Source organism: Escherichia sp. WS568, from assembly GCF_046486085.1.
GTDB lineage: Bacteria > Pseudomonadota > Gammaproteobacteria > Enterobacterales > Enterobacteriaceae > Escherichia > Escherichia coli.
The window spans coordinates 1-26,343 of sequence record NZ_JBJQMC010000036.1 but is presented as its reverse complement, the minus strand read 5'-3'; the positions used below and the strand labels follow the sequence as shown (position 1 = coordinate 26,343).

Annotated in this window: 46 protein-coding genes and 1 pseudogene; 40 read left to right on the top strand and 7 right to left on the bottom strand. The window is 49.6% G+C overall.

Annotated elements, in window-relative coordinates; genetic code table 11:
- The 3 genes and pseudogenes from tuf to bfr form a co-directional block, all read left to right on the top strand.
- Positions 1 to 130: pseudogene (tuf, locus tag ACJHWR_RS24095) on the top strand (elongation factor Tu); the annotation flags it as partial.
- Between the two features lie 182 nt (positions 131 to 312).
- Positions 313 to 507 (top strand): bacterioferritin-associated ferredoxin, encoded by a 195-nt coding sequence (bfd, locus tag ACJHWR_RS24090; protein WP_000289090.1) that lies wholly within the window; start codon positions 313 to 315, stop codon positions 505 to 507.
- 72 nt (positions 508 to 579) lie between these two features.
- Positions 580 to 1,056, top strand: coding sequence for a bacterioferritin (gene bfr / locus ACJHWR_RS24085; RefSeq protein WP_000675515.1), 477 nt, complete (start codon positions 580 to 582; stop codon positions 1,054 to 1,056).
- Here bfr and ACJHWR_RS24080 read toward each other — a convergent pair.
- Entirely contained in the window at positions 1,053 to 1,520 is a 468-nt protein-coding gene (locus tag ACJHWR_RS24080) for a prepilin peptidase (RefSeq protein ID WP_000340159.1), read from the bottom strand. The two genes, bfr and ACJHWR_RS24080, sit on opposite strands and share 4 nt — an antisense overlap.
- 378 nt (positions 1,521 to 1,898) lie before the next feature.
- On the opposite strand from ACJHWR_RS24080, the gene rpsJ reads away from it, so the two are divergent.
- From rpsJ to arfA, 31 genes are all read left to right on the top strand, one after another.
- Positions 1,899 to 2,210 carry a 30S ribosomal protein S10 gene (gene rpsJ, locus ACJHWR_RS24075; protein ID WP_001181004.1) on the top strand — a complete coding sequence of 104 codons (312 nt, stop codon included), beginning with the start codon at positions 1,899 to 1,901 and terminating at the stop codon, positions 2,208 to 2,210.
- Between the two features lie 32 nt (positions 2,211 to 2,242).
- Positions 2,243 to 2,872 (top strand): 50S ribosomal protein L3, encoded by a 630-nt coding sequence (gene rplC / locus ACJHWR_RS24070; RefSeq protein ID WP_000579833.1) that lies wholly within the window; start codon positions 2,243 to 2,245, stop codon positions 2,870 to 2,872.
- Positions 2,873 to 2,882: 10 nt separating this feature from the next.
- Positions 2,883 to 3,488, top strand: a complete 606-nt coding sequence (gene rplD / locus ACJHWR_RS24065; RefSeq protein ID WP_000424395.1) for a 50S ribosomal protein L4 — start codon at positions 2,883 to 2,885, stop codon at positions 3,486 to 3,488.
- Entirely contained in the window at positions 3,485 to 3,787 is a 303-nt protein-coding gene (gene rplW, locus ACJHWR_RS24060) for a 50S ribosomal protein L23 (protein ID WP_000617544.1), read from the top strand. The genes rplD and rplW overlap by 4 nt, the downstream gene beginning before the upstream one ends.
- A 17-nt stretch (positions 3,788 to 3,804) precedes the next feature.
- Complete coding sequence (rplB, locus tag ACJHWR_RS24055; protein ID WP_000301864.1) at positions 3,805 to 4,626, top strand: 50S ribosomal protein L2; 822 nt, start codon at positions 3,805 to 3,807, stop codon at positions 4,624 to 4,626.
- Between the two features lie 16 nt (positions 4,627 to 4,642).
- Positions 4,643 to 4,921 (top strand): 30S ribosomal protein S19, encoded by a 279-nt coding sequence (gene rpsS / locus ACJHWR_RS24050; protein WP_001138117.1) that lies wholly within the window; start codon positions 4,643 to 4,645, stop codon positions 4,919 to 4,921.
- A 14-nt stretch (positions 4,922 to 4,935) separates the two neighbouring features.
- Positions 4,936 to 5,268, top strand: a complete 333-nt coding sequence (gene rplV / locus ACJHWR_RS24045) for a 50S ribosomal protein L22 (protein ID WP_000447529.1) — start codon at positions 4,936 to 4,938, stop codon at positions 5,266 to 5,268.
- A 17-nt stretch (positions 5,269 to 5,285) separates the two neighbouring features.
- Complete coding sequence (rpsC, locus tag ACJHWR_RS24040; protein WP_000529945.1) at positions 5,286 to 5,987, top strand: 30S ribosomal protein S3; 702 nt, start codon at positions 5,286 to 5,288, stop codon at positions 5,985 to 5,987.
- 12 nt (positions 5,988 to 5,999) lie between these two features.
- Positions 6,000 to 6,410 carry a 50S ribosomal protein L16 gene (rplP, locus tag ACJHWR_RS24035; RefSeq protein ID WP_000941212.1) on the top strand — a complete coding sequence of 137 codons (411 nt, stop codon included), beginning with the start codon at positions 6,000 to 6,002 and terminating at the stop codon, positions 6,408 to 6,410.
- On the top strand, positions 6,410 to 6,601 hold the full coding sequence (gene rpmC / locus ACJHWR_RS24030; RefSeq protein ID WP_000644741.1) for a 50S ribosomal protein L29: 192 nt from the start codon (positions 6,410 to 6,412) through the stop codon (positions 6,599 to 6,601). The genes rplP and rpmC overlap by 1 nt, the downstream gene beginning before the upstream one ends.
- On the top strand, positions 6,601 to 6,855 hold the full coding sequence (gene rpsQ / locus ACJHWR_RS24025; protein ID WP_000130100.1) for a 30S ribosomal protein S17: 255 nt from the start codon (positions 6,601 to 6,603) through the stop codon (positions 6,853 to 6,855). Before rpmC ends, rpsQ begins: the two co-directional genes overlap by 1 nt.
- A 164-nt stretch (positions 6,856 to 7,019) precedes the next feature.
- Positions 7,020 to 7,391: a 50S ribosomal protein L14 gene (gene rplN / locus ACJHWR_RS24020; protein ID WP_000613955.1), complete on the top strand. Its 372-nt coding sequence runs from the start codon at positions 7,020 to 7,022 to the stop codon at positions 7,389 to 7,391.
- Positions 7,392 to 7,401: 10 nt separating this feature from the next.
- The gene (gene rplX, locus ACJHWR_RS24015; RefSeq protein WP_000729185.1) at positions 7,402 to 7,716 is read left to right on the top strand and encodes a 50S ribosomal protein L24; all 315 of its coding nucleotides are present in this window, start codon (positions 7,402 to 7,404) and stop codon (positions 7,714 to 7,716) included.
- A gap of 14 nt (positions 7,717 to 7,730) precedes the next feature.
- The gene (gene rplE, locus ACJHWR_RS24010; RefSeq protein WP_001096200.1) at positions 7,731 to 8,270 is read left to right on the top strand and encodes a 50S ribosomal protein L5; all 540 of its coding nucleotides are present in this window, start codon (positions 7,731 to 7,733) and stop codon (positions 8,268 to 8,270) included.
- Between the two features lie 14 nt (positions 8,271 to 8,284).
- Entirely contained in the window at positions 8,285 to 8,590 is a 306-nt protein-coding gene (rpsN, locus tag ACJHWR_RS24005; RefSeq protein WP_001118930.1) for a 30S ribosomal protein S14, read from the top strand.
- A 33-nt stretch (positions 8,591 to 8,623) separates the two neighbouring features.
- A complete protein-coding gene (gene rpsH, locus ACJHWR_RS24000; protein WP_000062611.1) occupies positions 8,624 to 9,016 on the top strand; it encodes a 30S ribosomal protein S8 in 393 nt (130 codons plus the stop codon).
- Between the two features lie 12 nt (positions 9,017 to 9,028).
- Positions 9,029 to 9,562 carry a 50S ribosomal protein L6 gene (gene rplF / locus ACJHWR_RS23995; protein ID WP_000091945.1) on the top strand — a complete coding sequence of 178 codons (534 nt, stop codon included), beginning with the start codon at positions 9,029 to 9,031 and terminating at the stop codon, positions 9,560 to 9,562.
- 9 nt (positions 9,563 to 9,571) lie between these two features.
- On the top strand, positions 9,572 to 9,925 hold the full coding sequence (rplR, locus tag ACJHWR_RS23990) for a 50S ribosomal protein L18 (protein WP_000358960.1): 354 nt from the start codon (positions 9,572 to 9,574) through the stop codon (positions 9,923 to 9,925).
- 14 nt (positions 9,926 to 9,939) lie between these two features.
- Positions 9,940 to 10,443 carry a 30S ribosomal protein S5 gene (gene rpsE, locus ACJHWR_RS23985; protein ID WP_000940121.1) on the top strand — a complete coding sequence of 168 codons (504 nt, stop codon included), beginning with the start codon at positions 9,940 to 9,942 and terminating at the stop codon, positions 10,441 to 10,443.
- Between the two features lie 3 nt (positions 10,444 to 10,446).
- A complete protein-coding gene (gene rpmD, locus ACJHWR_RS23980) occupies positions 10,447 to 10,626 on the top strand; it encodes a 50S ribosomal protein L30 (protein ID WP_001140433.1) in 180 nt (59 codons plus the stop codon).
- 3 nt (positions 10,627 to 10,629) lie between these two features.
- Positions 10,630 to 11,064 (top strand): 50S ribosomal protein L15, encoded by a 435-nt coding sequence (gene rplO / locus ACJHWR_RS23975; RefSeq protein ID WP_001238917.1) that lies wholly within the window; start codon positions 10,630 to 10,632, stop codon positions 11,062 to 11,064.
- Positions 11,065 to 11,071: 7 nt separating this feature from the next.
- Positions 11,072 to 12,403, top strand: a complete 1,332-nt coding sequence (gene secY / locus ACJHWR_RS23970) for a preprotein translocase subunit SecY (RefSeq protein WP_343119895.1) — start codon at positions 11,072 to 11,074, stop codon at positions 12,401 to 12,403.
- A 31-nt stretch (positions 12,404 to 12,434) separates the two neighbouring features.
- Positions 12,435 to 12,551, top strand: a complete 117-nt coding sequence (gene rpmJ / locus ACJHWR_RS23965) for a 50S ribosomal protein L36 (RefSeq protein ID WP_000868187.1) — start codon at positions 12,435 to 12,437, stop codon at positions 12,549 to 12,551.
- Between the two features lie 146 nt (positions 12,552 to 12,697).
- Positions 12,698 to 13,054 (top strand): 30S ribosomal protein S13, encoded by a 357-nt coding sequence (rpsM, locus tag ACJHWR_RS23960; protein WP_000090775.1) that lies wholly within the window; start codon positions 12,698 to 12,700, stop codon positions 13,052 to 13,054.
- 16 nt (positions 13,055 to 13,070) lie between these two features.
- Positions 13,071 to 13,460 (top strand): 30S ribosomal protein S11, encoded by a 390-nt coding sequence (gene rpsK, locus ACJHWR_RS23955; protein WP_001029684.1) that lies wholly within the window; start codon positions 13,071 to 13,073, stop codon positions 13,458 to 13,460.
- Positions 13,461 to 13,493: 33 nt separating this feature from the next.
- Positions 13,494 to 14,114: a 30S ribosomal protein S4 gene (gene rpsD / locus ACJHWR_RS23950; protein WP_000135224.1), complete on the top strand. Its 621-nt coding sequence runs from the start codon at positions 13,494 to 13,496 to the stop codon at positions 14,112 to 14,114.
- Positions 14,115 to 14,139: 25 nt separating this feature from the next.
- Positions 14,140 to 15,129 (top strand): DNA-directed RNA polymerase subunit alpha, encoded by a 990-nt coding sequence (locus ACJHWR_RS23945; protein WP_001162094.1) that lies wholly within the window; start codon positions 14,140 to 14,142, stop codon positions 15,127 to 15,129.
- Positions 15,130 to 15,169: 40 nt separating this feature from the next.
- A complete protein-coding gene (rplQ, locus tag ACJHWR_RS23940; RefSeq protein ID WP_001216368.1) occupies positions 15,170 to 15,553 on the top strand; it encodes a 50S ribosomal protein L17 in 384 nt (127 codons plus the stop codon).
- A 106-nt stretch (positions 15,554 to 15,659) separates the two neighbouring features.
- Positions 15,660 to 16,028, top strand: coding sequence for a DUF1992 domain-containing protein (locus ACJHWR_RS23935; RefSeq protein WP_000266530.1), 369 nt, complete (start codon positions 15,660 to 15,662; stop codon positions 16,026 to 16,028).
- A 10-nt stretch (positions 16,029 to 16,038) separates the two neighbouring features.
- Entirely contained in the window at positions 16,039 to 16,464 is a 426-nt protein-coding gene (gene zntR, locus ACJHWR_RS23930) for a Zn(2+)-responsive transcriptional regulator (RefSeq protein WP_000285607.1), read from the top strand.
- A gap of 55 nt (positions 16,465 to 16,519) precedes the next feature.
- On the top strand, positions 16,520 to 16,738 hold the full coding sequence (gene arfA, locus ACJHWR_RS23925) for an alternative ribosome-rescue factor ArfA (protein WP_000092706.1): 219 nt from the start codon (positions 16,520 to 16,522) through the stop codon (positions 16,736 to 16,738).
- Here the strand turns inward: arfA and mscL are convergent.
- From mscL to def, 5 genes are all read right to left on the bottom strand, one after another.
- Positions 16,735 to 17,145, bottom strand: a complete 411-nt coding sequence (mscL, locus tag ACJHWR_RS23920) for a large-conductance mechanosensitive channel protein MscL (RefSeq protein ID WP_000022442.1) — start codon at positions 17,143 to 17,145, stop codon at positions 16,735 to 16,737. The genes arfA and mscL overlap by 4 nt on opposite strands.
- Positions 17,146 to 17,274: 129 nt before the next feature.
- A complete protein-coding gene (trkA, locus tag ACJHWR_RS23915; protein ID WP_000691382.1) occupies positions 17,275 to 18,651 on the bottom strand; it encodes a Trk system potassium transporter TrkA in 1,377 nt (458 codons plus the stop codon).
- A 21-nt stretch (positions 18,652 to 18,672) separates the two neighbouring features.
- Positions 18,673 to 19,962 (bottom strand): 16S rRNA (cytosine(967)-C(5))-methyltransferase RsmB, encoded by a 1,290-nt coding sequence (gene rsmB, locus ACJHWR_RS23910; protein ID WP_012311980.1) that lies wholly within the window; start codon positions 19,960 to 19,962, stop codon positions 18,673 to 18,675.
- 45 nt (positions 19,963 to 20,007) lie between these two features.
- Entirely contained in the window at positions 20,008 to 20,955 is a 948-nt protein-coding gene (gene fmt, locus ACJHWR_RS23905) for a methionyl-tRNA formyltransferase (protein ID WP_000004468.1), read from the bottom strand.
- A gap of 14 nt (positions 20,956 to 20,969) precedes the next feature.
- The gene (gene def, locus ACJHWR_RS23900) at positions 20,970 to 21,479 is read right to left on the bottom strand and encodes a peptide deformylase (protein ID WP_000114986.1); all 510 of its coding nucleotides are present in this window, start codon (positions 21,477 to 21,479) and stop codon (positions 20,970 to 20,972) included.
- Positions 21,480 to 21,608: 129 nt separating this feature from the next.
- Here def and dprA point away from each other — a divergent pair, with 129 nt between their 5' ends.
- The 6 genes from dprA to ACJHWR_RS23870 are packed head-to-tail and all read left to right on the top strand — an operon-like array spanning position 21,609 to position 25,403.
- Positions 21,609 to 22,733, top strand: coding sequence for a DNA-protecting protein DprA (gene dprA / locus ACJHWR_RS23895; RefSeq protein WP_000228526.1), 1,125 nt, complete (start codon positions 21,609 to 21,611; stop codon positions 22,731 to 22,733).
- Positions 22,705 to 23,178, top strand: a complete 474-nt coding sequence (gene smg, locus ACJHWR_RS23890) for a DUF494 family protein Smg (protein ID WP_000460672.1) — start codon at positions 22,705 to 22,707, stop codon at positions 23,176 to 23,178. Before dprA ends, smg begins: the two co-directional genes overlap by 29 nt.
- Positions 23,179 to 23,206: 28 nt before the next feature.
- Positions 23,207 to 23,749, top strand: a complete 543-nt coding sequence (locus ACJHWR_RS23885; RefSeq protein ID WP_001129720.1) for a type I DNA topoisomerase — start codon at positions 23,207 to 23,209, stop codon at positions 23,747 to 23,749.
- Between the two features lie 4 nt (positions 23,750 to 23,753).
- Positions 23,754 to 24,326 carry an L-threonylcarbamoyladenylate synthase type 1 TsaC gene (gene tsaC / locus ACJHWR_RS23880; RefSeq protein WP_001297709.1) on the top strand — a complete coding sequence of 191 codons (573 nt, stop codon included), beginning with the start codon at positions 23,754 to 23,756 and terminating at the stop codon, positions 24,324 to 24,326.
- A gap of 4 nt (positions 24,327 to 24,330) precedes the next feature.
- Positions 24,331 to 25,149 (top strand): shikimate dehydrogenase, encoded by an 819-nt coding sequence (gene aroE, locus ACJHWR_RS23875; RefSeq protein WP_000451244.1) that lies wholly within the window; start codon positions 24,331 to 24,333, stop codon positions 25,147 to 25,149.
- Entirely contained in the window at positions 25,146 to 25,403 is a 258-nt protein-coding gene (locus ACJHWR_RS23870; RefSeq protein WP_001070584.1) for a DUF1488 domain-containing protein, read from the top strand. Before aroE ends, ACJHWR_RS23870 begins: the two co-directional genes overlap by 4 nt.
- On the opposite strand, the gene ACJHWR_RS23865 is transcribed toward ACJHWR_RS23870, so the two are convergent.
- Entirely contained in the window at positions 25,379 to 25,933 is a 555-nt protein-coding gene (locus ACJHWR_RS23865) for a gamma carbonic anhydrase family protein (RefSeq protein WP_001286206.1), read from the bottom strand. The two genes, ACJHWR_RS23870 and ACJHWR_RS23865, sit on opposite strands and share 25 nt — an antisense overlap.
- Positions 25,934 to 26,343 lie beyond the last annotated feature (410 nt).

Sequence of the window (26,343 nt, the reverse complement as noted above, 5' to 3'; positions counted from 1 at the left end):
GCCGGGCGACAACATCAAAATGGTTGTTACCCTGATCCACCCGATCGCGATGGACGACGGTCTGCGTTTCGCAATCCGTGAAGGCGGCCGTACCGTTGGCGCGGGCGTTGTTGCTAAAGTTCTGGGCTAATTACACGTTAATTAGTTTCGAATTAAAAAGGGCGCTTCGGCGTCCTTTTTGCTGCCCGTAATTTGAGCTCGAAATATTTAGTCGTAATTTCACTCGCTGAACTATGGCGCAAATTAAACTGTGCTATTGTAATCATAACCATTCTCATTTACACTTTGCGCAGAATTTGAACGGGAGCAATCATGTACGTTTGTTTGTGTAATGGTGTAAGTGACAAAAAAATTCGCCAGGCAGTCCGTCAGTTTCATCCGCAATCTTTCCAACAATTGCGTAAGTTTATTCCTGTGGGAAATCAATGCGGTAAGTGCATTCGCGCCGCGCGCGAAGTGATGCAGGACGAGTTGATGCAGATGCCAGAATTTAAAGAGATTGCCTGAAGCCCACGCTTATTTTTTGACATCCCGCTAGCCCCATCTACGCTCTAATAGTGGAAGCGGAGGGACTATAAAATGAAAGGTGATGTTAAAATCATAAATTATCTCAATAAACTATTGGGAAATGAGCTTGTCGCAATCAATCAGTATTTTCTCCATGCCCGGATGTTTAAAAACTGGGGCCTGATGCGTCTCAATGACGTCGAATACCATGAATCTATTGATGAGATGAAACACGCTGATAAATATATCGAGCGTATTTTGTTTTTAGAAGGAATCCCTAACTTACAGGATTTAGGCAAACTGGGGATTGGTGAAGATGTCGAGGAGATGCTGCAATCCGACCTGCGATTAGAACTGGAAGGCGCGAAGGATCTCCGTGAGGCTATCGCGTATGCCGACAGCGTTCATGACTATGTTAGCCGTGATATGATGATCGAGATCCTTGCCGATGAAGAAGGTCATATTGACTGGCTCGAAACTGAGCTGGATCTCATCGGTAAAATCGGTTTACAAAATTACCTGCAATCACAAATAAAAGTTAAAGATTAACGGCCTGCCAGCAAACTATCCCAGCCTACAACGAAACCCGCAGCCGCCAGAAATGGCCCAAACGGCAGCGGGTTTTTTAATGACTCTTTTCCTCTCATGAGCAGACCAATAACTACGGCTCCGCAAGCGAATGAGGCAGCAAGGAAAACCAGTCGTGGCAAGAAGGTCCATGTATGCCAGGCACCAAGGGCGGCGAGAAACTTCACATCACCATAGCCTAATCCTTCTTTATGACGCAGTATGCGATACCCCCAGTAAATGACAGCGAATGTGCCGTAACCAATAATCGCCCCCCATAACGCATCGGCTAAACCGTCAGGATTACAAACCTGATAGAACAAAAGACCTGACCAGAGTAACGGGCAGGTAAATCTGTCAGGTAACAAGCCATGCTTTGCATCCCAGAAAAAAAGTAGGGCTGATAAACAAGCGTACAAAATCAGAAAGGGAAGGGTAGCGTCCATAAAACATCCTCTGTAATTGGAGTATCACCATCGAATAACTCCGGATGCTCAGCAACAGAGAAATCGCTGATTTGTTAACCTGGTCCCGGTGAAAAACGCTATCTTCACAACTTTACAAATTTCGTGGAATACAGCTCGCAATCTGCGCGTTGCGATTAATTTCTACCCGATGCTTGCGTCAGGCTCAGATTTGCGTATAATGCGCGGGCTTGTCGTAGTTGACAGCAGGTTCAATCTGAACCTCAGTTAGCCGAATTTGGCTACCTAACAATGCTCCCAATCGGGGAGCTACGTAAGAACGGTTACACTCTCCCATCAATCGTAATGGGTCTGAGGAGTAATCATTTTCGTTTATAAAATAATTGGAGCTCTGGTCTCATGCAGAACCAAAGAATCCGTATCCGCCTGAAAGCGTTTGATCATCGTCTGATCGATCAAGCAACCGCGGAAATCGTCGAGACTGCCAAGCGCACTGGTGCGCAGGTCCGTGGTCCGATCCCGCTGCCGACACGCAAAGAGCGCTTCACTGTTCTGATCTCCCCGCACGTCAACAAAGACGCGCGCGATCAGTACGAAATCCGTACTCACTTGCGTCTGGTTGACATCGTTGAGCCAACCGAGAAAACCGTTGATGCTCTGATGCGTCTGGATCTGGCTGCCGGTGTAGACGTGCAGATCAGCCTGGGTTAATCAGGTCATTGAGCGATTGAGAGGTTGAAACAATGATTGGTTTAGTCGGTAAAAAAGTGGGTATGACCCGTATCTTCACAGAAGACGGCGTTTCTATCCCAGTAACCGTAATCGAAGTTGAAGCAAACCGCGTTACTCAGGTTAAAGACCTGGCTAACGATGGCTACCGTGCTATTCAGGTAACCACCGGTGCTAAAAAAGCTAACCGTGTGACCAAGCCTGAAGCTGGCCACTTCGCTAAAGCTGGCGTAGAAGCTGGCCGTGGTCTGTGGGAATTCCGCCTGGCTGAAGGCGAAGAGTTCACTGTAGGTCAGAGCATTAGCGTTGAACTGTTTGCTGACGTTAAAAAAGTTGACGTAACTGGCACCTCTAAAGGTAAAGGTTTCGCAGGTACCGTTAAGCGCTGGAACTTCCGTACCCAGGACGCTACTCACGGTAACTCCTTGTCTCACCGCGTTCCGGGTTCTATCGGTCAGAACCAGACTCCGGGCAAAGTGTTCAAAGGCAAGAAAATGGCAGGTCAGATGGGTAACGAACGTGTAACCGTTCAGAGCCTTGACGTAGTACGCGTTGACGCTGAGCGCAACCTGCTGCTGGTTAAAGGTGCTGTCCCGGGTGCAACCGGTAGCGACCTGATCGTTAAACCAGCTGTGAAGGCGTAAGGAGATAGCAATGGAATTAGTATTGAAAGACGCGCAGAGCGCGCTGACTGTTTCCGAAACTACCTTCGGTCGTGATTTCAACGAAGCGCTGGTTCACCAGGTTGTTGTTGCTTATGCAGCTGGTGCTCGTCAGGGTACTCGTGCTCAGAAGACTCGTGCTGAAGTAACTGGTTCCGGTAAAAAACCGTGGCGCCAGAAAGGCACCGGCCGTGCGCGTTCTGGTTCTATCAAGAGCCCGATCTGGCGTTCTGGTGGCGTGACCTTTGCTGCTCGTCCGCAGGACCACAGTCAAAAAGTTAACAAGAAGATGTACCGCGGCGCGCTGAAAAGCATCCTGTCCGAACTGGTACGTCAGGATCGTCTGATCGTTGTCGAGAAGTTCTCTGTAGAAGCGCCGAAAACTAAGCTGCTGGCACAGAAACTGAAAGACATGGCTCTGGAAGATGTGCTGATCATCACCGGTGAGCTGGACGAAAACCTGTTCCTGGCTGCGCGCAACCTGCACAAGGTTGACGTACGCGATGCAACTGGTATCGACCCGGTTAGCCTGATCGCCTTCGACAAAGTCGTAATGACTGCTGATGCTGTTAAGCAAGTTGAGGAGATGCTGGCATGATTCGTGAAGAACGTCTGCTGAAGGTGCTGCGTGCACCGCACGTTTCTGAAAAAGCGTCTACTGCGATGGAAAAATCTAACACCATCGTACTCAAAGTTGCTAAAGACGCGACCAAAGCAGAAATCAAAGCTGCTGTGCAGAAACTGTTTGAAGTCGAAGTCGAAGTCGTTAACACCCTGGTAGTTAAAGGGAAAGTTAAACGTCACGGACAGCGTATCGGTCGTCGTAGCGACTGGAAAAAAGCTTACGTCACCCTGAAAGAAGGCCAGAATCTGGACTTCGTTGGCGGCGCTGAGTAAGTCGGAGGAGTAATACAATGGCAGTTGTTAAATGTAAACCGACATCTCCGGGTCGTCGCCACGTTGTTAAAGTGGTTAACCCTGAGCTGCACAAGGGCAAACCTTTTGCTCCGTTGCTGGAAAAAAACAGCAAATCCGGTGGTCGTAACAACAATGGCCGTATCACCACTCGTCATATCGGTGGTGGCCACAAGCAGGCTTACCGTATTGTTGACTTCAAACGCAACAAAGACGGTATCCCGGCAGTTGTTGAACGTCTTGAGTACGATCCGAACCGTTCCGCGAACATCGCGCTGGTTCTGTACAAAGACGGTGAACGCCGTTACATCCTGGCCCCTAAAGGCCTGAAAGCTGGCGACCAGATTCAGTCTGGCGTTGATGCTGCAATCAAACCAGGTAACACCCTGCCGATGCGCAACATCCCGGTTGGTTCTACTGTTCATAACGTAGAAATGAAACCAGGTAAAGGCGGTCAGCTGGCACGTTCCGCTGGTACTTACGTTCAGATCGTTGCTCGTGATGGTGCTTATGTCACCCTGCGTCTGCGTTCTGGTGAAATGCGTAAAGTAGAAGCAGACTGCCGTGCAACTCTGGGCGAAGTTGGCAATGCTGAGCATATGCTGCGCGTTCTGGGTAAAGCAGGTGCTGCACGCTGGCGTGGTGTTCGTCCGACCGTTCGCGGTACCGCGATGAACCCGGTAGACCACCCACATGGTGGTGGTGAAGGTCGTAACTTTGGTAAGCACCCGGTAACTCCGTGGGGCGTTCAGACCAAAGGTAAGAAGACCCGCAGCAACAAGCGTACTGATAAATTCATCGTACGTCGCCGTAGCAAATAATTTTAGAGGATAAGCCATGCCACGTTCTCTCAAGAAAGGTCCTTTTATTGACCTGCACTTGCTGAAGAAGGTAGAGAAAGCGGTGGAAAGCGGAGACAAGAAGCCCCTGCGCACTTGGTCCCGTCGTTCAACGATCTTTCCTAACATGATCGGTTTGACCATCGCTGTCCATAATGGTCGTCAGCACGTTCCGGTATTTGTAACCGACGAAATGGTCGGTCACAAACTGGGTGAATTCGCACCGACTCGTACTTATCGCGGCCACGCTGCTGATAAAAAAGCGAAGAAGAAATAAGGTAGGAGGAAGAGATGGAAACTATCGCTAAACATCGCCATGCTCGTTCTTCTGCTCAGAAGGTTCGCCTTGTTGCTGACCTGATTCGCGGTAAGAAAGTGTCGCAGGCTCTGGATATTTTGACCTACACCAACAAGAAAGCGGCTGTACTGGTCAAGAAAGTTCTGGAATCTGCCATTGCTAACGCTGAACACAACGATGGCGCTGACATTGACGATCTGAAAGTTACGAAAATTTTCGTAGACGAAGGCCCGAGCATGAAGCGCATTATGCCGCGTGCAAAAGGTCGTGCAGATCGCATCCTGAAGCGCACCAGCCACATCACTGTGGTTGTGTCCGATCGCTGAGACTCTGGAGACTAGCAATGGGTCAGAAAGTACATCCTAATGGTATTCGCCTGGGTATTGTAAAACCATGGAACTCTACCTGGTTTGCGAACACCAAAGAATTCGCTGACAACCTGGACAGCGATTTTAAAGTACGTCAGTACCTGACTAAGGAACTGGCTAAAGCGTCCGTATCTCGTATCGTTATCGAGCGTCCGGCTAAGAGCATCCGTGTAACCATTCACACTGCTCGCCCGGGTATCGTTATCGGTAAAAAAGGTGAAGACGTAGAAAAACTGCGTAAGGTCGTAGCGGACATCGCTGGCGTTCCTGCACAGATCAACATCGCCGAAGTTCGTAAGCCTGAACTGGACGCAAAACTGGTTGCTGACAGCATCACTTCTCAGCTGGAACGTCGCGTTATGTTCCGTCGTGCTATGAAGCGTGCTGTACAGAACGCAATGCGTCTGGGCGCTAAAGGTATTAAAGTTGAAGTTAGCGGCCGTCTGGGCGGCGCGGAAATCGCACGTACCGAATGGTACCGCGAAGGTCGCGTACCGCTGCACACTCTGCGTGCTGACATCGACTACAACACCTCTGAAGCGCACACCACTTACGGTGTAATCGGCGTTAAAGTGTGGATCTTCAAAGGCGAGATCCTGGGTGGTATGGCTGCTGTTGAACAACCGGAAAAACCGGCTGCTCAGCCTAAAAAGCAGCAGCGTAAAGGCCGTAAATAAGGAGCGTCGCTGATGTTACAACCAAAGCGTACAAAATTCCGTAAAATGCACAAAGGCCGTAACCGCGGTCTGGCGCAGGGTACGGATGTTAGCTTCGGCAGCTTCGGTCTGAAAGCTGTTGGCCGTGGTCGTCTGACTGCACGTCAGATCGAAGCAGCACGTCGTGCTATGACCCGTGCAGTTAAGCGTCAAGGTAAGATCTGGATCCGTGTGTTCCCGGACAAACCGATCACTGAAAAGCCGCTGGCAGTGCGTATGGGTAAAGGTAAAGGTAACGTGGAGTATTGGGTTGCCTTGATTCAGCCGGGTAAAGTCCTGTATGAAATGGACGGTGTTCCGGAAGAGCTGGCCCGTGAAGCATTCAAGCTGGCAGCAGCGAAACTGCCGATTAAAACCACCTTTGTAACTAAGACGGTGATGTAATGAAAGCAAAAGAGCTGCGTGAGAAGAGCGTTGAAGAGCTGAACACCGAGCTGCTGAACCTGCTGCGTGAGCAGTTCAACCTGCGTATGCAGGCTGCAAGTGGCCAGCTGCAACAGTCTCACCTGTTGAAGCAAGTGCGTCGCGATGTCGCACGCGTTAAGACTTTACTGAACGAGAAGGCGGGTGCGTAATGACCGATAAAATCCGTACTCTGCAAGGTCGCGTTGTTAGCGACAAAATGGAGAAATCCATTGTTGTTGCTATCGAACGTTTTGTGAAACACCCGATCTACGGTAAATTCATCAAGCGTACGACCAAACTGCACGTACATGACGAGAACAACGAATGCGGTATCGGTGACGTGGTTGAAATCCGCGAATGCCGTCCGCTGTCCAAGACTAAATCCTGGACGCTGGTTCGCGTTGTAGAGAAAGCGGTTCTGTAATACAGTACACTCTCTCGATACGAATAAACGGCTCAGAAATGAGCCGTTTATTTTTTCTACCCATATCCTTGAAGCGGTGTTATAATGCCGCGCCCTCGATATGGGGATTTTTAACGACCTGATTTTCGGGTCTCAGTAGTAGTTGACATTAGCGGAGCACTAAAATGATCCAAGAACAGACTATGCTGAACGTCGCCGACAACTCCGGTGCACGTCGCGTAATGTGTATCAAGGTTCTGGGTGGCTCGCACCGTCGCTACGCAGGCGTAGGCGACATCATCAAGATCACCATCAAAGAAGCAATTCCGCGTGGTAAGGTCAAAAAAGGTGATGTGCTGAAGGCGGTAGTGGTGCGCACCAAGAAGGGTGTTCGTCGCCCGGACGGTTCTGTCATTCGCTTCGATGGTAATGCTTGTGTTCTTCTGAACAACAACAGCGAGCAGCCTATCGGTACGCGTATTTTTGGGCCGGTAACTCGTGAGCTTCGTAGTGAGAAGTTCATGAAAATTATCTCTCTGGCACCAGAAGTACTCTAAGGAGCGAATCATGGCAGCGAAAATCCGTCGTGATGACGAAGTTATCGTGTTAACCGGTAAAGATAAAGGTAAACGCGGTAAAGTTAAGAATGTCCTGTCTTCCGGCAAGGTCATTGTTGAAGGTATCAACCTGGTTAAGAAACATCAGAAGCCGGTTCCGGCCCTGAACCAACCGGGTGGCATCGTTGAAAAAGAAGCCGCTATTCAGGTTTCCAACGTAGCAATCTTCAATGCGGCAACCGGCAAGGCTGACCGTGTAGGCTTTAGATTCGAAGACGGTAAAAAAGTCCGTTTCTTCAAGTCTAACAGCGAAACTATCAAGTAATTTGGAGTAGTACGATGGCGAAACTGCATGATTACTACAAAGACGAAGTAGTTAAAAAACTCATGACTGAGTTTAACTACAATTCTGTCATGCAAGTCCCTCGGGTCGAGAAGATCACCCTGAACATGGGTGTTGGTGAAGCGATCGCTGACAAAAAACTGCTGGATAACGCAGCAGCAGACCTGGCAGCAATCTCTGGTCAAAAACCGCTGATCACCAAAGCACGCAAATCTGTTGCAGGCTTCAAAATCCGTCAGGGCTATCCGATCGGCTGTAAAGTAACTCTGCGTGGCGAACGCATGTGGGAGTTCTTTGAGCGCCTGATCACTATTGCTGTACCTCGTATCCGTGACTTCCGTGGCCTGTCCGCTAAGTCTTTCGACGGTCGTGGTAACTACAGCATGGGTGTCCGTGAGCAGATCATCTTCCCAGAAATCGACTACGATAAAGTCGACCGCGTTCGTGGTTTGGATATTACCATTACCACTACTGCGAAATCTGACGAAGAAGGCCGCGCTCTGCTGGCTGCCTTTGACTTCCCGTTCCGCAAGTAAGGTAGGGTTACTAAATGGCTAAGCAATCAATGAAAGCACGCGAAGTAAAACGCGTAGCTTTAGCTGATAAATACTTCGCGAAACGCGCTGAACTGAAAGCGATCATCTCTGATGTGAACGCTTCCGACGAAGATCGTTGGAACGCTGTTCTCAAGCTGCAGACTCTGCCGCGTGATTCCAGCCCGTCTCGTCAGCGTAACCGCTGCCGTCAAACAGGTCGTCCGCATGGTTTCCTGCGGAAGTTCGGGTTGAGCCGTATTAAGGTCCGTGAAGCCGCTATGCGCGGTGAAATCCCGGGTCTGAAAAAGGCTAGCTGGTAATTGTCACCAATTGAATCACGGGAGTAAAGACAGATGAGCATGCAAGATCCGATCGCGGATATGCTGACCCGTATCCGTAACGGTCAGGCCGCGAACAAAGCTGCGGTCACCATGCCTTCCTCCAAGCTGAAAGTGGCAATCGCCAACGTGCTGAAGGAAGAAGGTTTTATTGAAGATTTTAAAGTTGAAGGCGACACCAAGCCTGAACTGGAACTTACTCTGAAGTATTTCCAGGGCAAAGCTGTTGTAGAAAGCATTCAGCGTGTCAGCCGCCCAGGTCTGCGCATCTATAAACGTAAAGATGAGCTGCCGAAAGTTATGGCGGGTCTGGGTATCGCAGTTGTTTCTACCTCTAAAGGTGTTATGACTGATCGTGCAGCGCGCCAGGCTGGTCTTGGTGGCGAAATTATCTGCTACGTAGCCTAATCGGAGGAAAAAATGTCTCGTGTTGCTAAAGCACCGGTCGTTGTTCCTGCCGGCGTTGATGTAAAAATCAACGGTCAGGTTATTACGATCAAAGGTAAAAACGGCGAGCTGACTCGTACTCTCAACGATGCTGTTGAAGTTAAACATGCAGATAATACCCTGACCTTCGGTCCGCGTGATGGTTACGCAGACGGTTGGGCACAGGCTGGTACCGCGCGTGCCCTGCTGAACTCAATGGTTATCGGTGTTACCGAAGGCTTCACTAAGAAGCTGCAGCTGGTTGGTGTAGGTTACCGTGCAGCGGTTAAAGGCAATGTGATTAACCTGTCTCTGGGTTTCTCTCATCCTGTTGACCATCAGCTGCCTGCGGGTATCACTGCTGAATGTCCGACTCAGACTGAAATCGTGCTGAAAGGCGCTGATAAGCAGGTGATTGGCCAGGTTGCAGCGGATCTGCGCGCCTACCGTCGTCCTGAGCCTTACAAAGGCAAGGGTGTTCGTTACGCCGACGAAGTCGTGCGTACCAAAGAGGCTAAGAAGAAGTAAGGTAACACTATGGATAAGAAATCTGCTCGTATCCGTCGTGCGACCCGCGCACGCCGCAAGCTCCAGGAGCTGGGCGCAACTCGCCTGGTGGTACATCGTACCCCGCGTCACATTTACGCACAGGTAATTGCACCGAACGGTTCTGAAGTTCTGGTAGCTGCTTCTACTGTAGAAAAAGCTATCGCTGAACAACTGAAGTACACCGGTAACAAAGACGCGGCTGCAGCTGTGGGTAAAGCTGTCGCTGAACGCGCTCTGGAAAAAGGCATCAAAGATGTATCCTTTGACCGTTCCGGGTTCCAATATCATGGTCGTGTCCAGGCACTGGCAGATGCTGCCCGTGAAGCTGGCCTTCAGTTCTAAGGTAGAGGTGTAAGATGGCTCACATCGAAAAACAAGCTGGCGAACTGCAGGAAAAGCTGATCGCGGTAAACCGCGTATCTAAAACCGTTAAAGGTGGTCGTATTTTCTCCTTCACAGCTCTGACTGTAGTTGGCGATGGTAACGGTCGCGTTGGTTTTGGTTACGGTAAAGCGCGTGAAGTTCCAGCAGCGATCCAGAAAGCGATGGAAAAAGCCCGTCGCAATATGATTAACGTCGCGCTGAATAACGGCACTCTGCAACACCCTGTTAAAGGTGTTCACACGGGTTCTCGCGTATTCATGCAGCCGGCTTCCGAAGGTACCGGTATCATCGCCGGTGGTGCAATGCGCGCCGTTCTGGAAGTCGCTGGGGTTCATAACGTTCTGGCTAAAGCATATGGTTCCACCAACCCGATCAACGTGGTTCGTGCAACTATTGATGGCCTGGAAAATATGAATTCTCCAGAAATGGTCGCTGCCAAGCGTGGTAAATCCGTTGAAGAAATTCTGGGGAAATAAACCATGGCAAAGACTATTAAAATTACTCAAACCCGCAGTGCAATCGGTCGTCTGCCGAAACACAAGGCAACGCTGCTTGGCCTGGGTCTGCGTCGTATTGGTCACACCGTAGAGCGCGAGGATACTCCTGCTATTCGCGGTATGATCAACGCGGTTTCCTTCATGGTTAAAGTTGAGGAGTAAGAGATGCGTTTAAATACTCTGTCTCCGGCCGAAGGCTCCAAAAAGGCGGGTAAACGCCTGGGTCGTGGTATCGGTTCTGGCCTCGGTAAAACCGGTGGTCGTGGTCACAAAGGTCAGAAGTCTCGTTCTGGCGGTGGCGTACGTCGCGGTTTCGAGGGTGGTCAGATGCCTCTGTACCGTCGTCTGCCGAAATTCGGCTTCACTTCTCGTAAAGCAGCGATTACAGCCGAAGTTCGTCTGTCTGACCTGGCTAAAGTAGAAGGCGGTGTAGTAGACCTGAACACGCTGAAAGCGGCTAACATTATCGGTATCCAGATCGAGTTCGCGAAAGTGATCCTGGCTGGCGAAGTAACGACTCCGGTAACTGTTCGTGGCCTGCGTGTTACTAAAGGCGCTCGTGCTGCTATCGAAGCTGCTGGCGGTAAAATCGAGGAATAAGTAGCAGATGGCTAAACAACCGGGATTAGATTTTCAAAGTGCCAAAGGTGGCTTAGGCGAGCTGAAACGCAGACTGCTGTTTGTTATCGGTGCGCTGATTGTGTTCCGTATTGGCTCTTTTATTCCGATCCCTGGTATTGATGCCGCTGTACTTGCCAAACTGCTTGAGCAACAGCGAGGCACCATCATTGAGATGTTTAACATGTTCTCTGGTGGTGCTCTCAGCCGTGCTTCTATCTTTGCTCTGGGGATCATGCCGTATATTTCGGCGTCGATCATTATCCAGCTGCTGACGGTGGTTCACCCAACGTTGGCAGAAATTAAGAAAGAAGGGGAGTCTGGTCGTCGTAAGATCAGCCAGTACACCCGCTACGGTACTCTGGTGCTGGCAATATTCCAGTCGATCGGTATTGCTACCGGTCTGCCGAATATGCCTGGTATGCAAGGCCTGGTGATTAACCCGGGCTTTGCATTCTACTTCACCGCTGTTGTAAGTCTGGTCACAGGAACCATGTTCCTGATGTGGTTGGGCGAACAGATTACTGAACGAGGTATCGGCAACGGTATTTCAATCATTATCTTCGCCGGTATTGTCGCGGGACTCCCGCCAGCCATTGCCCATACTATCGAGCAAGCGCGTCAAGGCGACCTGCACTTCCTCGTGTTGCTGTTGGTTGCAGTATTAGTATTTGCAGTGACGTTCTTTGTTGTATTTGTTGAGCGTGGTCAACGCCGCATTGTGGTAAACTACGCGAAACGTCAGCAAGGTCGTCGTGTCTATGCTGCACAGAGCACACATTTACCGCTGAAAGTGAATATGGCGGGGGTAATCCCGGCAATCTTCGCTTCCAGTATTATTCTGTTCCCGGCGACCATCGCGTCATGGTTCGGGGGCGGTACTGGTTGGAACTGGCTGACAACAATTTCGCTGTATTTGCAGCCTGGGCAACCGCTTTATGTGTTACTCTATGCGTCTGCAATCATCTTCTTCTGTTTCTTCTACACGGCGTTGGTTTTCAACTCGCGTGAAACAGCAGATAACCTGAAGAAGTCCGGTGCATTTGTACCAGGAATTCGTCCGGGAGAGCAAACGGCGAAGTATATCGATAAAGTAATGACCCGCCTGACCTTGGTTGGTGCGCTGTACATTACTTTTATCTGCCTGATCCCGGAGTTCATGCGTGATGCAATGAAAGTACCGTTCTACTTCGGTGGGACCTCACTGCTTATCGTTGTTGTCGTGATTATGGACTTTATGGCTCAAGTGCAAACTCTGATGATGTCCAGTCAGTATGAGTCTGCATTGAAGAAGGCGAACCTGAAAGGCTACGGCCGATAATTGGTCGCCCGAGAAGTTACGGAGAGTAAAAATGAAAGTTCGTGCTTCCGTCAAGAAATTATGCCGTAACTGCAAAATCGTTAAGCGTGATGGTGTCATCCGTGTGATTTGCAGTGCCGAGCCGAAGCATAAACAGCGCCAAGGCTGATTTTTTCGCATATTTTTCTTGCAAAGTTGGGTTGAGCTGGCTAGATTAGCCAGCCAATCTTTTGTATGTCTGTGCGTTTCCATTTGAGTATCCTGAAAACGGGCTTTTCAGCATGGAACGTACATATTAAATAGTAGGAGTGCATAGTGGCCCGTATAGCAGGCATTAACATTCCTGATCATAAGCATGCCGTAATCGCATTAACTTCGATTTATGGCGTCGGCAAGACCCGTTCTAAAGCCATCCTGGCTGCAGCGGGTATCGCTGAAGATGTTAAGATCAGTGAGCTGTCTGAAGGACAAATCGACACGCTGCGTGACGAAGTTGCCAAATTTGTCGTTGAAGGTGATCTGCGCCGTGAAATCAGCATGAGCATCAAGCGCCTGATGGATCTTGGTTGCTATCGCGGTTTGCGTCATCGTCGTGGTCTCCCGGTTCGCGGTCAGCGTACCAAGACCAACGCACGTACCCGTAAGGGTCCGCGCAAACCGATCAAGAAATAATCGGGGTGATTGAATAATGGCAAAGGCACCAATTCGTGCACGTAAACGTGTAAGAAAACAAGTCTCTGACGGCGTGGCTCATATCCATGCTTCTTTCAACAACACCATCGTGACTATCACTGATCGTCAGGGTAACGCGTTGGGTTGGGCAACAGCCGGTGGTTCCGGTTTCCGTGGTTCTCGCAAATCCACTCCGTTTGCAGCTCAGGTTGCAGCAGAGCGTTGCGCTGACGCCGTGAAAGAATACGGCATCAAGAATCTGGAAGTTATGGTTAAAGGTCCGGGTCCAGGCCGCGAATCTACTATTCGTGCTCTGAACGCCGCAGGTTTCCGCATCACTAACATTACTGATGTGACTCCGATCCCTCATAACGGTTGTCGTCCGCCGAAAAAACGTCGCGTATAACGCCTCGTTTTCCAGGTTTGTTGGAGAAAGAAAATGGCAAGATATTTGGGTCCTAAGCTCAAGCTGAGCCGTCGTGAGGGCACCGACTTATTCCTTAAGTCTGGCGTTCGCGCGATCGATACCAAGTGTAAAATTGAACAAGCTCCTGGCCAGCACGGTGCGCGTAAACCGCGTCTGTCTGACTATGGTGTGCAGTTGCGTGAAAAGCAAAAAGTTCGCCGTATCTATGGTGTGCTGGAGCGTCAGTTCCGTAACTACTACAAAGAAGCAGCACGTCTGAAAGGCAACACCGGTGAAAACCTGTTGGCTCTGCTGGAAGGTCGTCTGGACAACGTTGTATACCGTATGGGCTTCGGTGCCACTCGTGCAGAAGCACGTCAGCTGGTTAGCCATAAAGCAATTATGGTAAACGGTCGTGTTGTTAACATCGCTTCTTATCAGGTTAGTCCGAATGACGTTGTAAGCATTCGTGAGAAAGCGAAGAAGCAGTCTCGCGTGAAAGCCGCTCTGGAGCTGGCTGAGCAGCGTGAAAAGCCAACCTGGCTGGAAGTTGATGCTGGCAAGATGGAAGGTACGTTTAAGCGTAAGCCGGAGCGTTCTGATCTGTCTGCGGACATTAACGAACACCTGATCGTCGAGCTTTACTCCAAGTAAAGCTTAGTACCAAAGAGAGGACACAATGCAGGGTTCTGTGACAGAGTTTCTAAAACCGCGCCTGGTTGATATCGAGCAAGTGAGTTCGACGCACGCCAAGGTGACCCTTGAGCCTTTAGAGCGTGGCTTTGGCCATACTCTGGGTAACGCACTGCGCCGTATTCTGCTCTCATCGATGCCGGGTTGCGCGGTGACCGAGGTTGAGATTGATGGTGTACTACATGAGTACAGCACCAAAGAAGGCGTTCAGGAAGATATCCTGGAAATCCTGCTCAACCTGAAAGGGCTGGCGGTGAGAGTTCAGGGCAAAGATGAAGTTATTCTTACCTTGAATAAATCTGGCATTGGCCCTGTGACTGCAGCCGATATCACCCACGACGGTGATGTCGAAATCGTCAAGCCGCAGCACGTGATCTGCCACCTGACCGATGAGAACGCGTCTATTAGCATGCGTATCAAAGTTCAGCGCGGTCGTGGTTATGTGCCGGCTTCTACCCGAATTCATTCGGAAGAAGATGAGCGCCCAATCGGCCGTCTGCTGGTCGACGCATGCTACAGCCCTGTGGAGCGTATTGCCTACAATGTTGAAGCAGCGCGTGTAGAACAGCGTACCGACCTGGACAAGCTGGTCATCGAAATGGAAACCAACGGCACAATCGATCCTGAAGAGGCGATTCGTCGTGCGGCAACCATTCTGGCTGAACAACTGGAAGCTTTCGTTGACTTACGTGATGTACGTCAGCCTGAAGTGAAAGAAGAGAAACCAGAGTTCGATCCGATCCTGCTGCGCCCTGTTGACGATCTGGAATTGACTGTCCGCTCTGCTAACTGCCTTAAAGCAGAAGCTATCCACTATATCGGTGATCTGGTACAGCGTACCGAGGTTGAGCTCCTTAAAACGCCTAACCTTGGTAAAAAATCTCTTACTGAGATTAAAGACGTGCTGGCTTCCCGTGGACTGTCTCTGGGCATGCGCCTGGAAAACTGGCCACCGGCAAGCATCGCTGACGAGTAACCGGATCACAGGTTAAGGTTTTACTGAGAAGGATAAGGTCATGCGCCATCGTAAGAGTGGTCGTCAACTGAACCGCAACAGCAGCCATCGCCAGGCTATGTTCCGCAATATGGCAGGTTCACTGGTTCGTCATGAAATCATCAAGACGACTCTGCCTAAAGCGAAAGAGCTGCGCCGCGTAGTTGAGCCGCTGATTACTCTTGCCAAGACTGATAGCGTTGCTAATCGTCGTCTGGCATTCGCCCGTACTCGTGATAACGAGATCGTGGCAAAACTGTTTAACGAACTGGGCCCGCGTTTCGCGAGCCGTGCCGGTGGTTACACTCGTATTCTGAAGTGTGGCTTCCGTGCAGGCGACAACGCGCCGATGGCTTACATCGAGCTGGTTGATCGTTCAGAGAAAGCAGAAGCTGCTGCAGAGTAATCTGAAGCAACGTAAAAAAACCCGCCCCGGCGGGTTTTTTTATACCCGTAGTATCCCCACTTATCTACAATAGCTGTACTCTTTTTGTTCATCCCCTGGAGTATTTATGTGGTTACTTGACCAGTGGGCAGAGCGTCATATTACTGAGGCACAATCCAAAGGTGAGTTTGATAATCTTCCGGGAAGTGGCGAGCCATTGATTCTGGATGATGATTCACACGTGCCACCGGAATTACGTGCGGGGTATCGCTTGCTGAAGAATGCCGGTTGCTTACCGCCAGAACTTGAGCAGCGTAGGGAAGCAATACAGCTTCTGGATATCCTCAAAGGTATCCGTCATGATGATCCGCAATATAAAGAGGTTAGTCGTCGATTGTCATTACTGGAATTGAAGCTGCGACAAGCTGGATTGAGTACCGATTTTTTACGCGGCGATTATGCTGACAAGTTGTTGGACAAAATCTACGATAACTAGTGGAGTATGTATGTATCGCATTGGTGAGCTGGCAAAAATGGCGGAAGTAACACCCGACACGATTCGTTACTACGAAAAGCAGCAGATGATGGAGCATGAAGTACGCACCGAAGGTGGGTTTCGCCTGTATACCGAAAGCGATCTCCAGCGATTGAAATTTATCCGCCATGCCAGACAACTTGGTTTCAGTCTGGAGTCGATCCGCGAGTTGCTGTCGATCCGTATCGATCCTGAACACCATACCTGTCAGGAGTCAAAAGGCATTGTGCAGGAAAGATTACAGGAAGTCGAAGCACGGATAGCCGAGTTGCAGAGTATGCAGCGTTCCTTGCAACGCCTTAACGATGCCTGTTGTGGGACCGCTCATAGCAGTGTTTATTGCTCGATTCTTGAAGCTCTTGAACAAGGGGCGAGTGGCGTTAAGAGTGGCTGTTGATTTTTTGCTCTGGCAGGATTACACTCGCGCCGTTAAATAACCAATTGGAGTTTTTATGAGCCGATATCAGCATACTAAAGGGCAGATAAAGGATAATGCGATAGAAGCATTACTACATGATCCCTTATTCCGACAGCGCGTAGAGAGAAATAAGAAAGGGAAAGGCAGTTACATGCGAAAAGGAAAACATGGCAATCGGGGGAACTGGGAGGCCAGTGGCAAGAAAGTAAATCACTTTTTTACCACTGGCCTTCTGCTTTCAGGCGCTTGTTAAGAGCGGTTATTCTGCTCTTTCAGCAAATCACGAATTTCTGTCAGTAATACTTCTTCTTTAGTTGGTGCAGGCGCGGCTGCTGGTTCTTCTTTTTTCCGATTCAGTTTGTTGATTAGCTTAATCGCCATAAAGATGGCAAAGGCTACAATCAGAAAATCAAAGACGTTTTGAATGAAGACACCGTAATGCATCACAACAGCAGGGATATCCCCCTGCGCATCGCGTAGCGTGACAGCAAACTGTTTGAAATCGATCCCGCCAATTAATAACCCCAGAGGTGGCATAATGATATCGGCAACCAGTGAAGATACAATCTTCCCGAATGCCGCACCGATAATGACACCCACCGCCAAATCCACCACGTTCCCGCGCATCGCAAATTCGCGAAATTCTTTAATAATGCTCATGTTATTCTCCCTATGAAGCCGACAATCATAAGTCTAACAAATGTTAAGCTATTTTCCTGCCAGGAGTGAATTTAATTAATCCCTGATAATCAAAGGGAAATAATAAGGCGTCATTAGACGCCTTATTAATTACAAGAAGAAAGGACTTGGCTGGAAGAGTCTTTCGACGTCGGTAATAAACTTTTTATCTGTGAGGAACATAATTACGTGATCGCCTTGCTCAATGCGCAGATTGTCATTGGCAATCATCACATCGTTTCCACGTACCACCGCTCCAATAATCGTTCCTGGCGGTAGCTTGATTTCGTCAATGACTCTGCCGACAACGCGTGAGGTGCTTTCATCACCGTGAGCAACGGCTTCAATAGCTTCTGCTACGCCGCGGCGCAGTGAGGAAACACCAACAATATCAGCTTTTCGCACATGGCTAAGCAACGCAGAAATAGTTGCTTGTTGCGGTGAAATCGCAATATCGATCACGCTCCCCTGAACCAGATCCACATAAGCGCGACGCTGGATCAATACCATCACCTTTTTCGCACCCATACGTTTGGCAAGCATGGCGGACATGATATTGGCTTCGTCATCGTTGGTGACAGCAATAAACAGATCAACTTGATCGATATGTTCTTCGGCCAGCAGTTCTTGATCCGACGCATCACCAAAAAAGACGATCGTATTCTGCAACTTTTCCGCCAGTTCGGCAGCGCGCTGCTGATTACGTTCGATGAGTTTGACGCTGTAATCTTTTTCCAGACGACGCGCCAGCCCTGCACCGATATTACCACCACCAACCAGCATGATCCGCTTATACGGTTTTTCCAGTCGCTGTAATTCACTCATCACCGCGCGGATATGCTGTGAAGCGGCAATAAAGAACACTTCATCACCAGCTTCAACAATGGTCGAACCTTGCGGACGAATGGGGCGATCATGGCGGAAAATTGCTGCCACACGAGTATCGATATGTGGCATATGTTCGCGCATGGTCGAAAGTGCATTACCAATCAGCGGGCCGCCGTAATAGGCTTTAACCACAGCCAGGCTGACTTTACCCTCAGCGAAGTTTACCACCTGCAATGCGCCGGGATACTCAATCAGTCGGTAAATATTATCGATAACCAACTGCTCTGGTGCGATCAGATGATCAATCGGTACAGCATCTGAATGAAATAGCTTATCGGCATCGCGCACGTAGTCTGGTGAGCGGATACGAGCGATGCGATTAGGGGTGTTGAAAAGTGAGTAGGCTACCTGGCAGGCAACCATATTGGTTTCATCTGAACTGGTTACAGCAACCAGCATATCGGCGTCGTCGGCACCTGCCTCCCGCAATACGCGTGGATGAGAGCCATGCCCCTGCACGACTCGCAGGTCAAATTTATCCTGCAAGGTCCGCAGACGCTCACCGTTGGTATCGACAACAGTGATATCGTTGTTCTCGCCAACCAGGTTTTCCGCCAGTGTGCCGCCAACCTGGCCGGCACCCAGAATGATAATTTTCATCAGTCGCGACCCGTTATCTCATCACTTTTTGATTAGCTTAGCGTAAAAGAAGCCGTCGCCCTCTTCGGCACCAGGTAGATTTTGTTTACCCGGTTGCTCTGGTGTTCCTGTTTCGCAAAGTTCGGCATCAGCAGTACGTTGCAAAAAGGCTTTAATCTGCAGGCTATTCTCTTCCGGTAACACCGAACAGGTGGCATAGACCAGGGTTCCACCGGATTTTAAATGCGGCCAAATGGCGTCGAGAATTTCAGACTGCAATTGCGCGAGTTCCGGGATATCGCGATCGCGACGTAACCATTTAATATCCGGATGGCGACGAATCACACCGGTTGCTGAACAAGGCGCATCTAATAAAATGCGATCAAACTGTTGCTCGCCACACCATTGGGAAGGGTAACGGCCATCACCTTGTTTCACGGTTGCCTTCATACCAAGGCGTTTTAAATTGTCGTAAACGCGAGAGAGGCGCTGTTCGTCAATATCAACCGCAACAACCTGCGCTTCTGGTGCCACCTCAAGGATATGCGTTGTTTTACCGCCGGGGGCGGCACAAAGATCCAAAATGTGTTCACCGTTTTGTGGCGCAAGCCAGGTCATGCAACCTTGTGCTGAGGCATCCTGAACGGTAACCCATCCGTCTTCAAAACCAGGTAGCGCATGAACAGGTGCAGGTGTTTCCAGACGTACAGCATCAGGGTAATCCGCATGCGGGAAACCTTTCATTCCTGCTTCATCCAGCAATGCAAGCCACCTGTCGCGGGAATGATGCGTACGATTAACGCGCAGCCACATTGGCGGACGCTGGTTATTGGCTTCGACGATGGATTGCCACTGCTCTGGATACGCTTTTTGCAGACGCTTCAGCAACCAGGAAGGATGCAGATAACGTGCATCACTGGCATTAAACTCGGCTAATAACTCTTCTTGCTGACGCTGGAACTGGCGTAATACACCGTTTATCAACCCTTTAAGTTGCGGGCGCTTAATTGCGATAGCGCCTTCAACCGTTTCAGCCAGCGCGGCATGAGGTGGAATGCGGGTATAAAGCAGTTGATACAAACCAACCATAATCAGGTAATGAACAGTACGCTGTTTGCCTGTCATCGGACGGGCCATTAGCTTATTAATCAGCCAGTCTAACTGTGAAAGCGTACGCAGTACGCCAAAGCACAACTCTTGAAGAAGTGCTTTGTCTTTATCAGAAACTTTTTGCTGGAGCGGTGGCAGAATGTTGCTTAATGATTGCCCTTGCTCGACGACTTGTTCAACGGCCTGGGCCGCCATGCTACGTAAATTACGTTGTTTTTTCATAAGTATAAAAATGCCCGGCAAGACCGGGCTTAGAAGAGTGGACTATCAGGCCAGACGGTTGCCCGGAACAAACCATTCCCGACGAGAATTCAGGAGGTCTTGTGCGCTCATCGCTTTCTTACCCGCAGGTTGCAACGAGAGCAGATTCAGGATGCCATCACCGGTCGCGACCTGAATGCCTTGTTTGCTGGCTTCAAGGATTGTTCCTGGCGCAGACTTTGTCACCGTATCAATGACCGACGCTTTCCAGACCTTAACAGGCTGGCCTTCAATTTCCAGCCAGCTCATTGGCCATGGATTGAAAGCGCGAATGCAGCGTTCAAGCTGTGCTGCCGAAAGTGACCAGTCAATACGCGCTTCTTCTTTACTCAACTTCTCTGCGTAAGTGACAAGAGTTTCGTCCTGAACTTCTGGTTTCGCCGTGCCGTCTGCCAATTGTTTCAATGTGGTGATAAGCCCTTGTGGGCCAAGCTCTGCCAGCTTGTCGTACAGCGTACCACTGGTATCTTCTGCAGTAATCGGGCTGGAGAGCTTATAGAGCATGTCACCGGTGTCTAAACCAACATCCATTTGCATAATGGTCACACCAGTTTCTGCATCACCCGCCCATAGTGAGCGTTGGATTGGTGCAGCACCGCGCCAGCGTGGCAGCAGTGAACCATGAACGTTGATACAGCCAAGACGCGGCATCTCCAGCACGGCTTTAGGCAGAATTAAGCCATAGGCGACGACAACCATAACATCAGCCTGTAGATCGGCGACCAGTTGCTGGTTTTCTTGTGGACGCAGGGAAACCGGTTGAAAAACGGGCAGACCTTTTTCCTCAGCCAGAACTTTAACCGGGCTGGGCATCAGTTTTTTACCGCGTCCTGCCGGTCGGTCTGGCTGGGTGAACACGCCAACGACGTTATGACCAGAAGACAACAGCGCGTCGAGATGACGCGCTGCAAAGTCAGGTGTACCCGCAAAAATAATACGTAGTGATTCTGACACGTTAGTTCTTATCCTTAAGCCCGGGCTTTCAGACGATCCAGTTTTTCAACTTTCTGACGAATACGTTGTTGTTTCAGCGGTGACAGATAATCCATAAACAGTTTGCCGACCAGGTGATCCATCTCATGCTGAATACAGATGGCTAACAGACCCTCTGCTTCCAGTTCAAATGGTTTACCGTCGCGGTCCAGGGCGCGAATTTTAACTTTCTCTGCGCGCGGCACTAAAGCACGTTGTTCAGGGATCGACAGGCATCCTTCTTCAATGCCTGTTTCGCCGCTTTTTTCTAAAAGCTCCGGATTGATTAACACCAGCCGTTCGTCACGGTTTTCCGAAACATCAATAACAATGATACGTTGATGGATATCGACCTGGGTTGCCGCCAGGCCAATACCTTCTTCTGCGTACATCGTCTCGAACATATCATCGACGATACGCTGAATTTCTGCATTCACTTCTTCTACCGGTTTAGCAACTTTGCGAAGCCGCTCGTCCGGAATATGTAACACTTGCAAAACTGACATAAATCTCCAGAGATGTGTTCAGGAGTTAGAAAGATTATTTCTTCTATTCTAGACAAATCCCCCTCTGATTGACAGCATCACTGACCAATCGCAAAGATTGCTAAGGCTGCTTATGGCAGGGAGATAAGGATGGTCGATACAGAAATTTGGCTGCGTTTAATGAGCATCAGCAGCTTGTACGGCGATGATATGGTCCGTATAGCTCACTGGCTGGCAAAACAGTCGCATATTGATGCGGTTGTATTGCAGCAAACTGGGCTTACATTGCGGCAGGCACAACGCTTTCTTTCATTTCCGCGAAAGAGTATCGAAAGCTCACTTTCTTGGTTGGAGCAACCCAACCATCATTTAATTCCTGCGGACAGCGAATTTTATCCTCCTCAACTTCTTGCGACGACAGATTACCCCGGCGCACTGTTTGTTGAAGGAGAACTGCACGCGCTGCATTCATTTCAGCTTGCCGTAGTGGGGAGTCGGGCGCATTCATGGTATGGCGAACGCTGGGGACGATTATTTTGCGAAACTCTGGCGACGCGTGGAGTGACAATTACGAGTGGACTGGCGCGTGGAATCGATGGTGTGGCGCATAAAGCGGCCTTACAGGTAAATGGCGTCAGCATTGCTGTATTAGGGAATGGACTTAATACCATTCATCCGCGTCGCCATGCCCGACTGGCTACCAGTTTGCTTGAACATGGTGGGGCTCTTGTCTCGGAATTTCCCCTCGATGTTCCTCCCCTTGCTTACAATTTCCCACGAAGAAATCGCATTATCAGTGGTCTAAGTAAAGGTGTACTGGTGGTGGAAGCGGCTTTGCGCAGTGGTTCGCTGGTGACAGCACGTTGTGCGCTTGAGCAGGGGCGTGAAGTTTTTGCCTTGCCGGGTCCATTAGGGAATCCGGGAAGCGAAGGGCCTCACTGGTTAATAAAACAAGGTGCGATTCTTGTGACGGAACCGGAAGAAATTCTGGAAAACTTGCAATTTGGATTGCACTGGTTGCCAGACGCCCCTGAAAATTCATTTTATTCACCAGATCAGGAAGACGTGGCATTGCCATTTCCTGAGCTCCTGGCTAACGTAGGAGATGAGGTAACACCTGTTGACGTCGTCGCTGAACGTGCCGGCCAACCTGTGCCAGAGGTAGTAACTCAACTACTCGAACTGGAGTTAGCAGGATGGATCGCAGCTGTACCCGGCGGCTATGTCCGATTGAGGAGGGCATGCCATGTTCGACGTACTAATGTATTTGTTTGAAACCTATATTCACACAGAAGCTGAGTTGCGTGTGGATCAAGACAAACTTGAACAGGATCTTACCGACGCAGGATTTGATCGAGAAGATATCTACAATGCCCTGCTTTGGCTGGAAAAGCTTGCGGATTATCAGGAAGGACTGGCAGAACCGATGCAACTGGCCTCTGATCCACTCTCCATGCGTATTTATACCCCTGAAGAGTGTGAAAGGCTGGATGCCAGCTGTCGTGGTTTTCTGCTTTTCCTTGAGCAAATTCAGGTGCTTAACCTTGAAACCCGTGAAATGGTGATAGAGCGAGTGCTCGCGCTGGATACCGCAGAGTTCGACCTGGAAGACCTGAAATGGGTAATCCTGATGGTGTTGTTCAATATTCCGGGCTGCGAAAATGCGTACCAGCAAATGGAAGAATTACTCTTTGAAGTGAATGAAGGTATGCTGCATTAATCATTTCTTTAATTCAGCATAAGTTGTTATGGCGAAATCAGCACTGTTCACGGTGCGTAATAATGAGTCCTGCCCAAAGTGCGGGGCTGAACTGGTTATTCGATCCGGGAAACACGGTCCGTTTCTTGGATGCTCACAGTATCCGGCGTGTGACTACGTCCGTCCTCTGAAATCTTCAGCGGATGGACATATTGTCAAAGTTCTGGAGGGGCAGGTTTGCCCTGCATGTGGCGCACATCTGGTATTACGCCAGGGACGCTTTGGTATGTTTATTGGTTGCAGTAACTACCCTGAATGCGAACATACCGAACTTATCGATAAACCGGACGAAACAGCAATTACATGCCCCCAATGCCGGACGGGCCATCTGGTCCAGCGCCGCACCCGTTATGGCAAAACGTTTCACTCCTGTGATCGCTACCCGGAGTGTCAATTTGCCATTAACTTCAAACCCATAGCTGGAGAATGCCCTGAGTGTCATTATCCGCTACTCATCGAAAAGAAAACCGCGCAGGGTGTAAAACACTTTTGTGCCAGTAAACAATGTGGAAAGCCGGTTTCGGCGGAATAATAACGTGAATAATAACCTGCAAGGAGACGCTATCGCAGCTGCGATAGATGTCCTCAATGAAGAACGTGTCATCGCCTATCCAACGGAAGCCGTTTTCGGTGTCGGGTGCGATCCTGATAGCGAAACAGCAGTGATGCGACTGTTGGAGTTAAAACAGCGTCCGGTTGATAAGGGGCTGATTCTAATCGCCGCAAATTACGAGCAGCTTAAACCCTATATTGATGACACCATGCTGACTGACGCGCAGCGTGAAACTATATTTTCTCGCTGGCCAGGTCCTGTCACCTTTGTTTTTCCCGCGCCTGCGACAACACCGCGCTGGTTGACGGGCCGCTTTGATTCGCTTGCTGTACGAGTCACCGACCATCCGTTGGTGGTTGCTTTGTGCCAGGCTTATGGTAAACCGCTGGTTTCTACCAGTGCCAACTTGAGTGGATTGCCGCCTTGTCGAACAGTAGACGAAGTTCGCGCACAATTTGGCGCGGCGTTCCCGGTTGTGCCTGGTGAAACGGGGGGGCGTTTAAATCCTTCAGAAATCCGCGATGCCCTGACGGGTGAACTGTTTCGACAGGGGTAACATAATGGAAACCTATGCTGTTTTTGGTAATCCGATAGCCCACAGCAAATCGCCATTCATTCATCAGCAATTTGCTCAGCAACTGAATATTGAACATCCCTATGGGCGCGTGTTGGCACCCATCAATGATTTCATCAACACACTGAACGCTTTCTTTAGTGCTGGTGGTAAAGGTGCGAATGTGACGGTACCTTTTAAAGAAGAGGCTTTTGCCAGAGCGGATGAGCTTACTGAACGGGCAACGTTGGCTGGTGCTGTTAATACCCTCAAGCGGTTAGAAGATGGACGCCTGCTGGGTGACAATACCGATGGTATAGGTTTGTTAAGCGATCTGGAACGTCTGTCTTTTATCCGTCCTGGTTTACGTATTCTGCTCATTGGCGCTGGTGGAGCATCTCGCGGCGTACTACTGCCACTCCTTTCCCTGGACTGTGCGGTGACAATCACTAATCGGACGGTATCCCGCGCGGAAGAGTTGGCTAAATTGTTTGCGCACACTGGCAGTATTCACGCGTTGGGTATGGACGAACTGGAAGGTCATGAGTTCGATCTCATTATTAATGCAACATCCAGTGGCATCAGTGGTGATATTCCCGCGATCCCGGCATCGCTCATTCATTCAGGCATGTGTTGCTATGACATGTTCTATCAGAAAGGAAAAACACCTTTTCTGGCATGGTGTGAGCTGCGAGGTTCAAAGCGTAATGCGGATGGATTGGGGATGCTGGTGGCACAGGCGGCTCATGCCTTTCTTCTCTGGCACGGTGTTCTGCCTGACATAGAACCAGTTATAAAGCAATTGCAGGAGGAGTTGTCCGCGTGAATCAGGCCATCCAGTTTCCGGACAGGGAAGAGTGGAACGAGAGTAAAAAATGCGTTTGTTTTCCCGCTCTTGTAAATGGTATGCAGCTCACTTGCGCTATTACTGGAGAGAGTCTGGCGAACCGCTTTGCAGGAGATACGCCAGAACAGTGGTTAGCGAGTTTTCGTCAGCATCGCTGGGACCTGGAAGAAGAAGCGGAAAACTTAATTCAGGAACAAAGTGAAGATGATCAAGGTTGGGTGTGGTTACCCTGATCCATATATTCGTCCTTCCATTTCACGTAGTTATTTGCGGAATAGCGTAACCCAGCCTTCTCTTCATCACTTAACGGGCGGATCTGTTTGACGGGGCTACCGAGATACAGATATCCGCTCTCCAGCCGTTTATTTTGTGGGACCAGGCTACCCGCACCAATCATCACATCATCTTCTACTATTGCGCCATCAAGTAAAATTGAGCCCATCCCAACCAAAACTCGATTGCCAATGGTGCAGCCGTGGAGCATCACCTTGTGACCAACAGTGACATCTTCGCCAATGGTTAATGGGTTGCCAGCTGGGTTGTACGAGGATTTATGAGTGACATGCAACATACTGCCATCCTGGATATTGGTGCGTGCTCCGATCTGTACATAATGTACATCTCCACGAATCACAACGAGCGGCCAGATCCCCACATCATCAGCCAGACGAACGTCACCAATCACGACGCTGCTATCGTCGATCATTACGCGCTGACCGATTTGTGGAAAAAGATCGCGGTATGGGCGTAAAACATCAGACATACTCACCTCAACAATAAATGATTTCCTAATGACTTTGGGTGTATTATTGGCCTTGTGCAAGTCTTTTAGCATGCAAAAAAGCACCGTTTTGTGTGCGAATGCAGCAAAAAGGGTGAAAAAGCAACAAACAGAAAAAAAGATCAAAAAAGTACTTGTGCAAAAAATTGGGATCCCTATAATGCGCCTCCGTTGAGACGACAACGTGAAACACTTCACAAGATGGTCGTAACAACAAAGAGAAAAAATCCTGAAATTCAGGGTTGACTCTGAAAGAGGAAAGCGTAATATACGCCACCTCGCGACAGTGAGCTGAAGGCCGCGTCGCAACTGCTCTTTAACAATTTATCAGACAATCTGTGTGGGCACTCGAAGATACGGATTCTTAACGTCGCAAGACGAAAAATGAATAC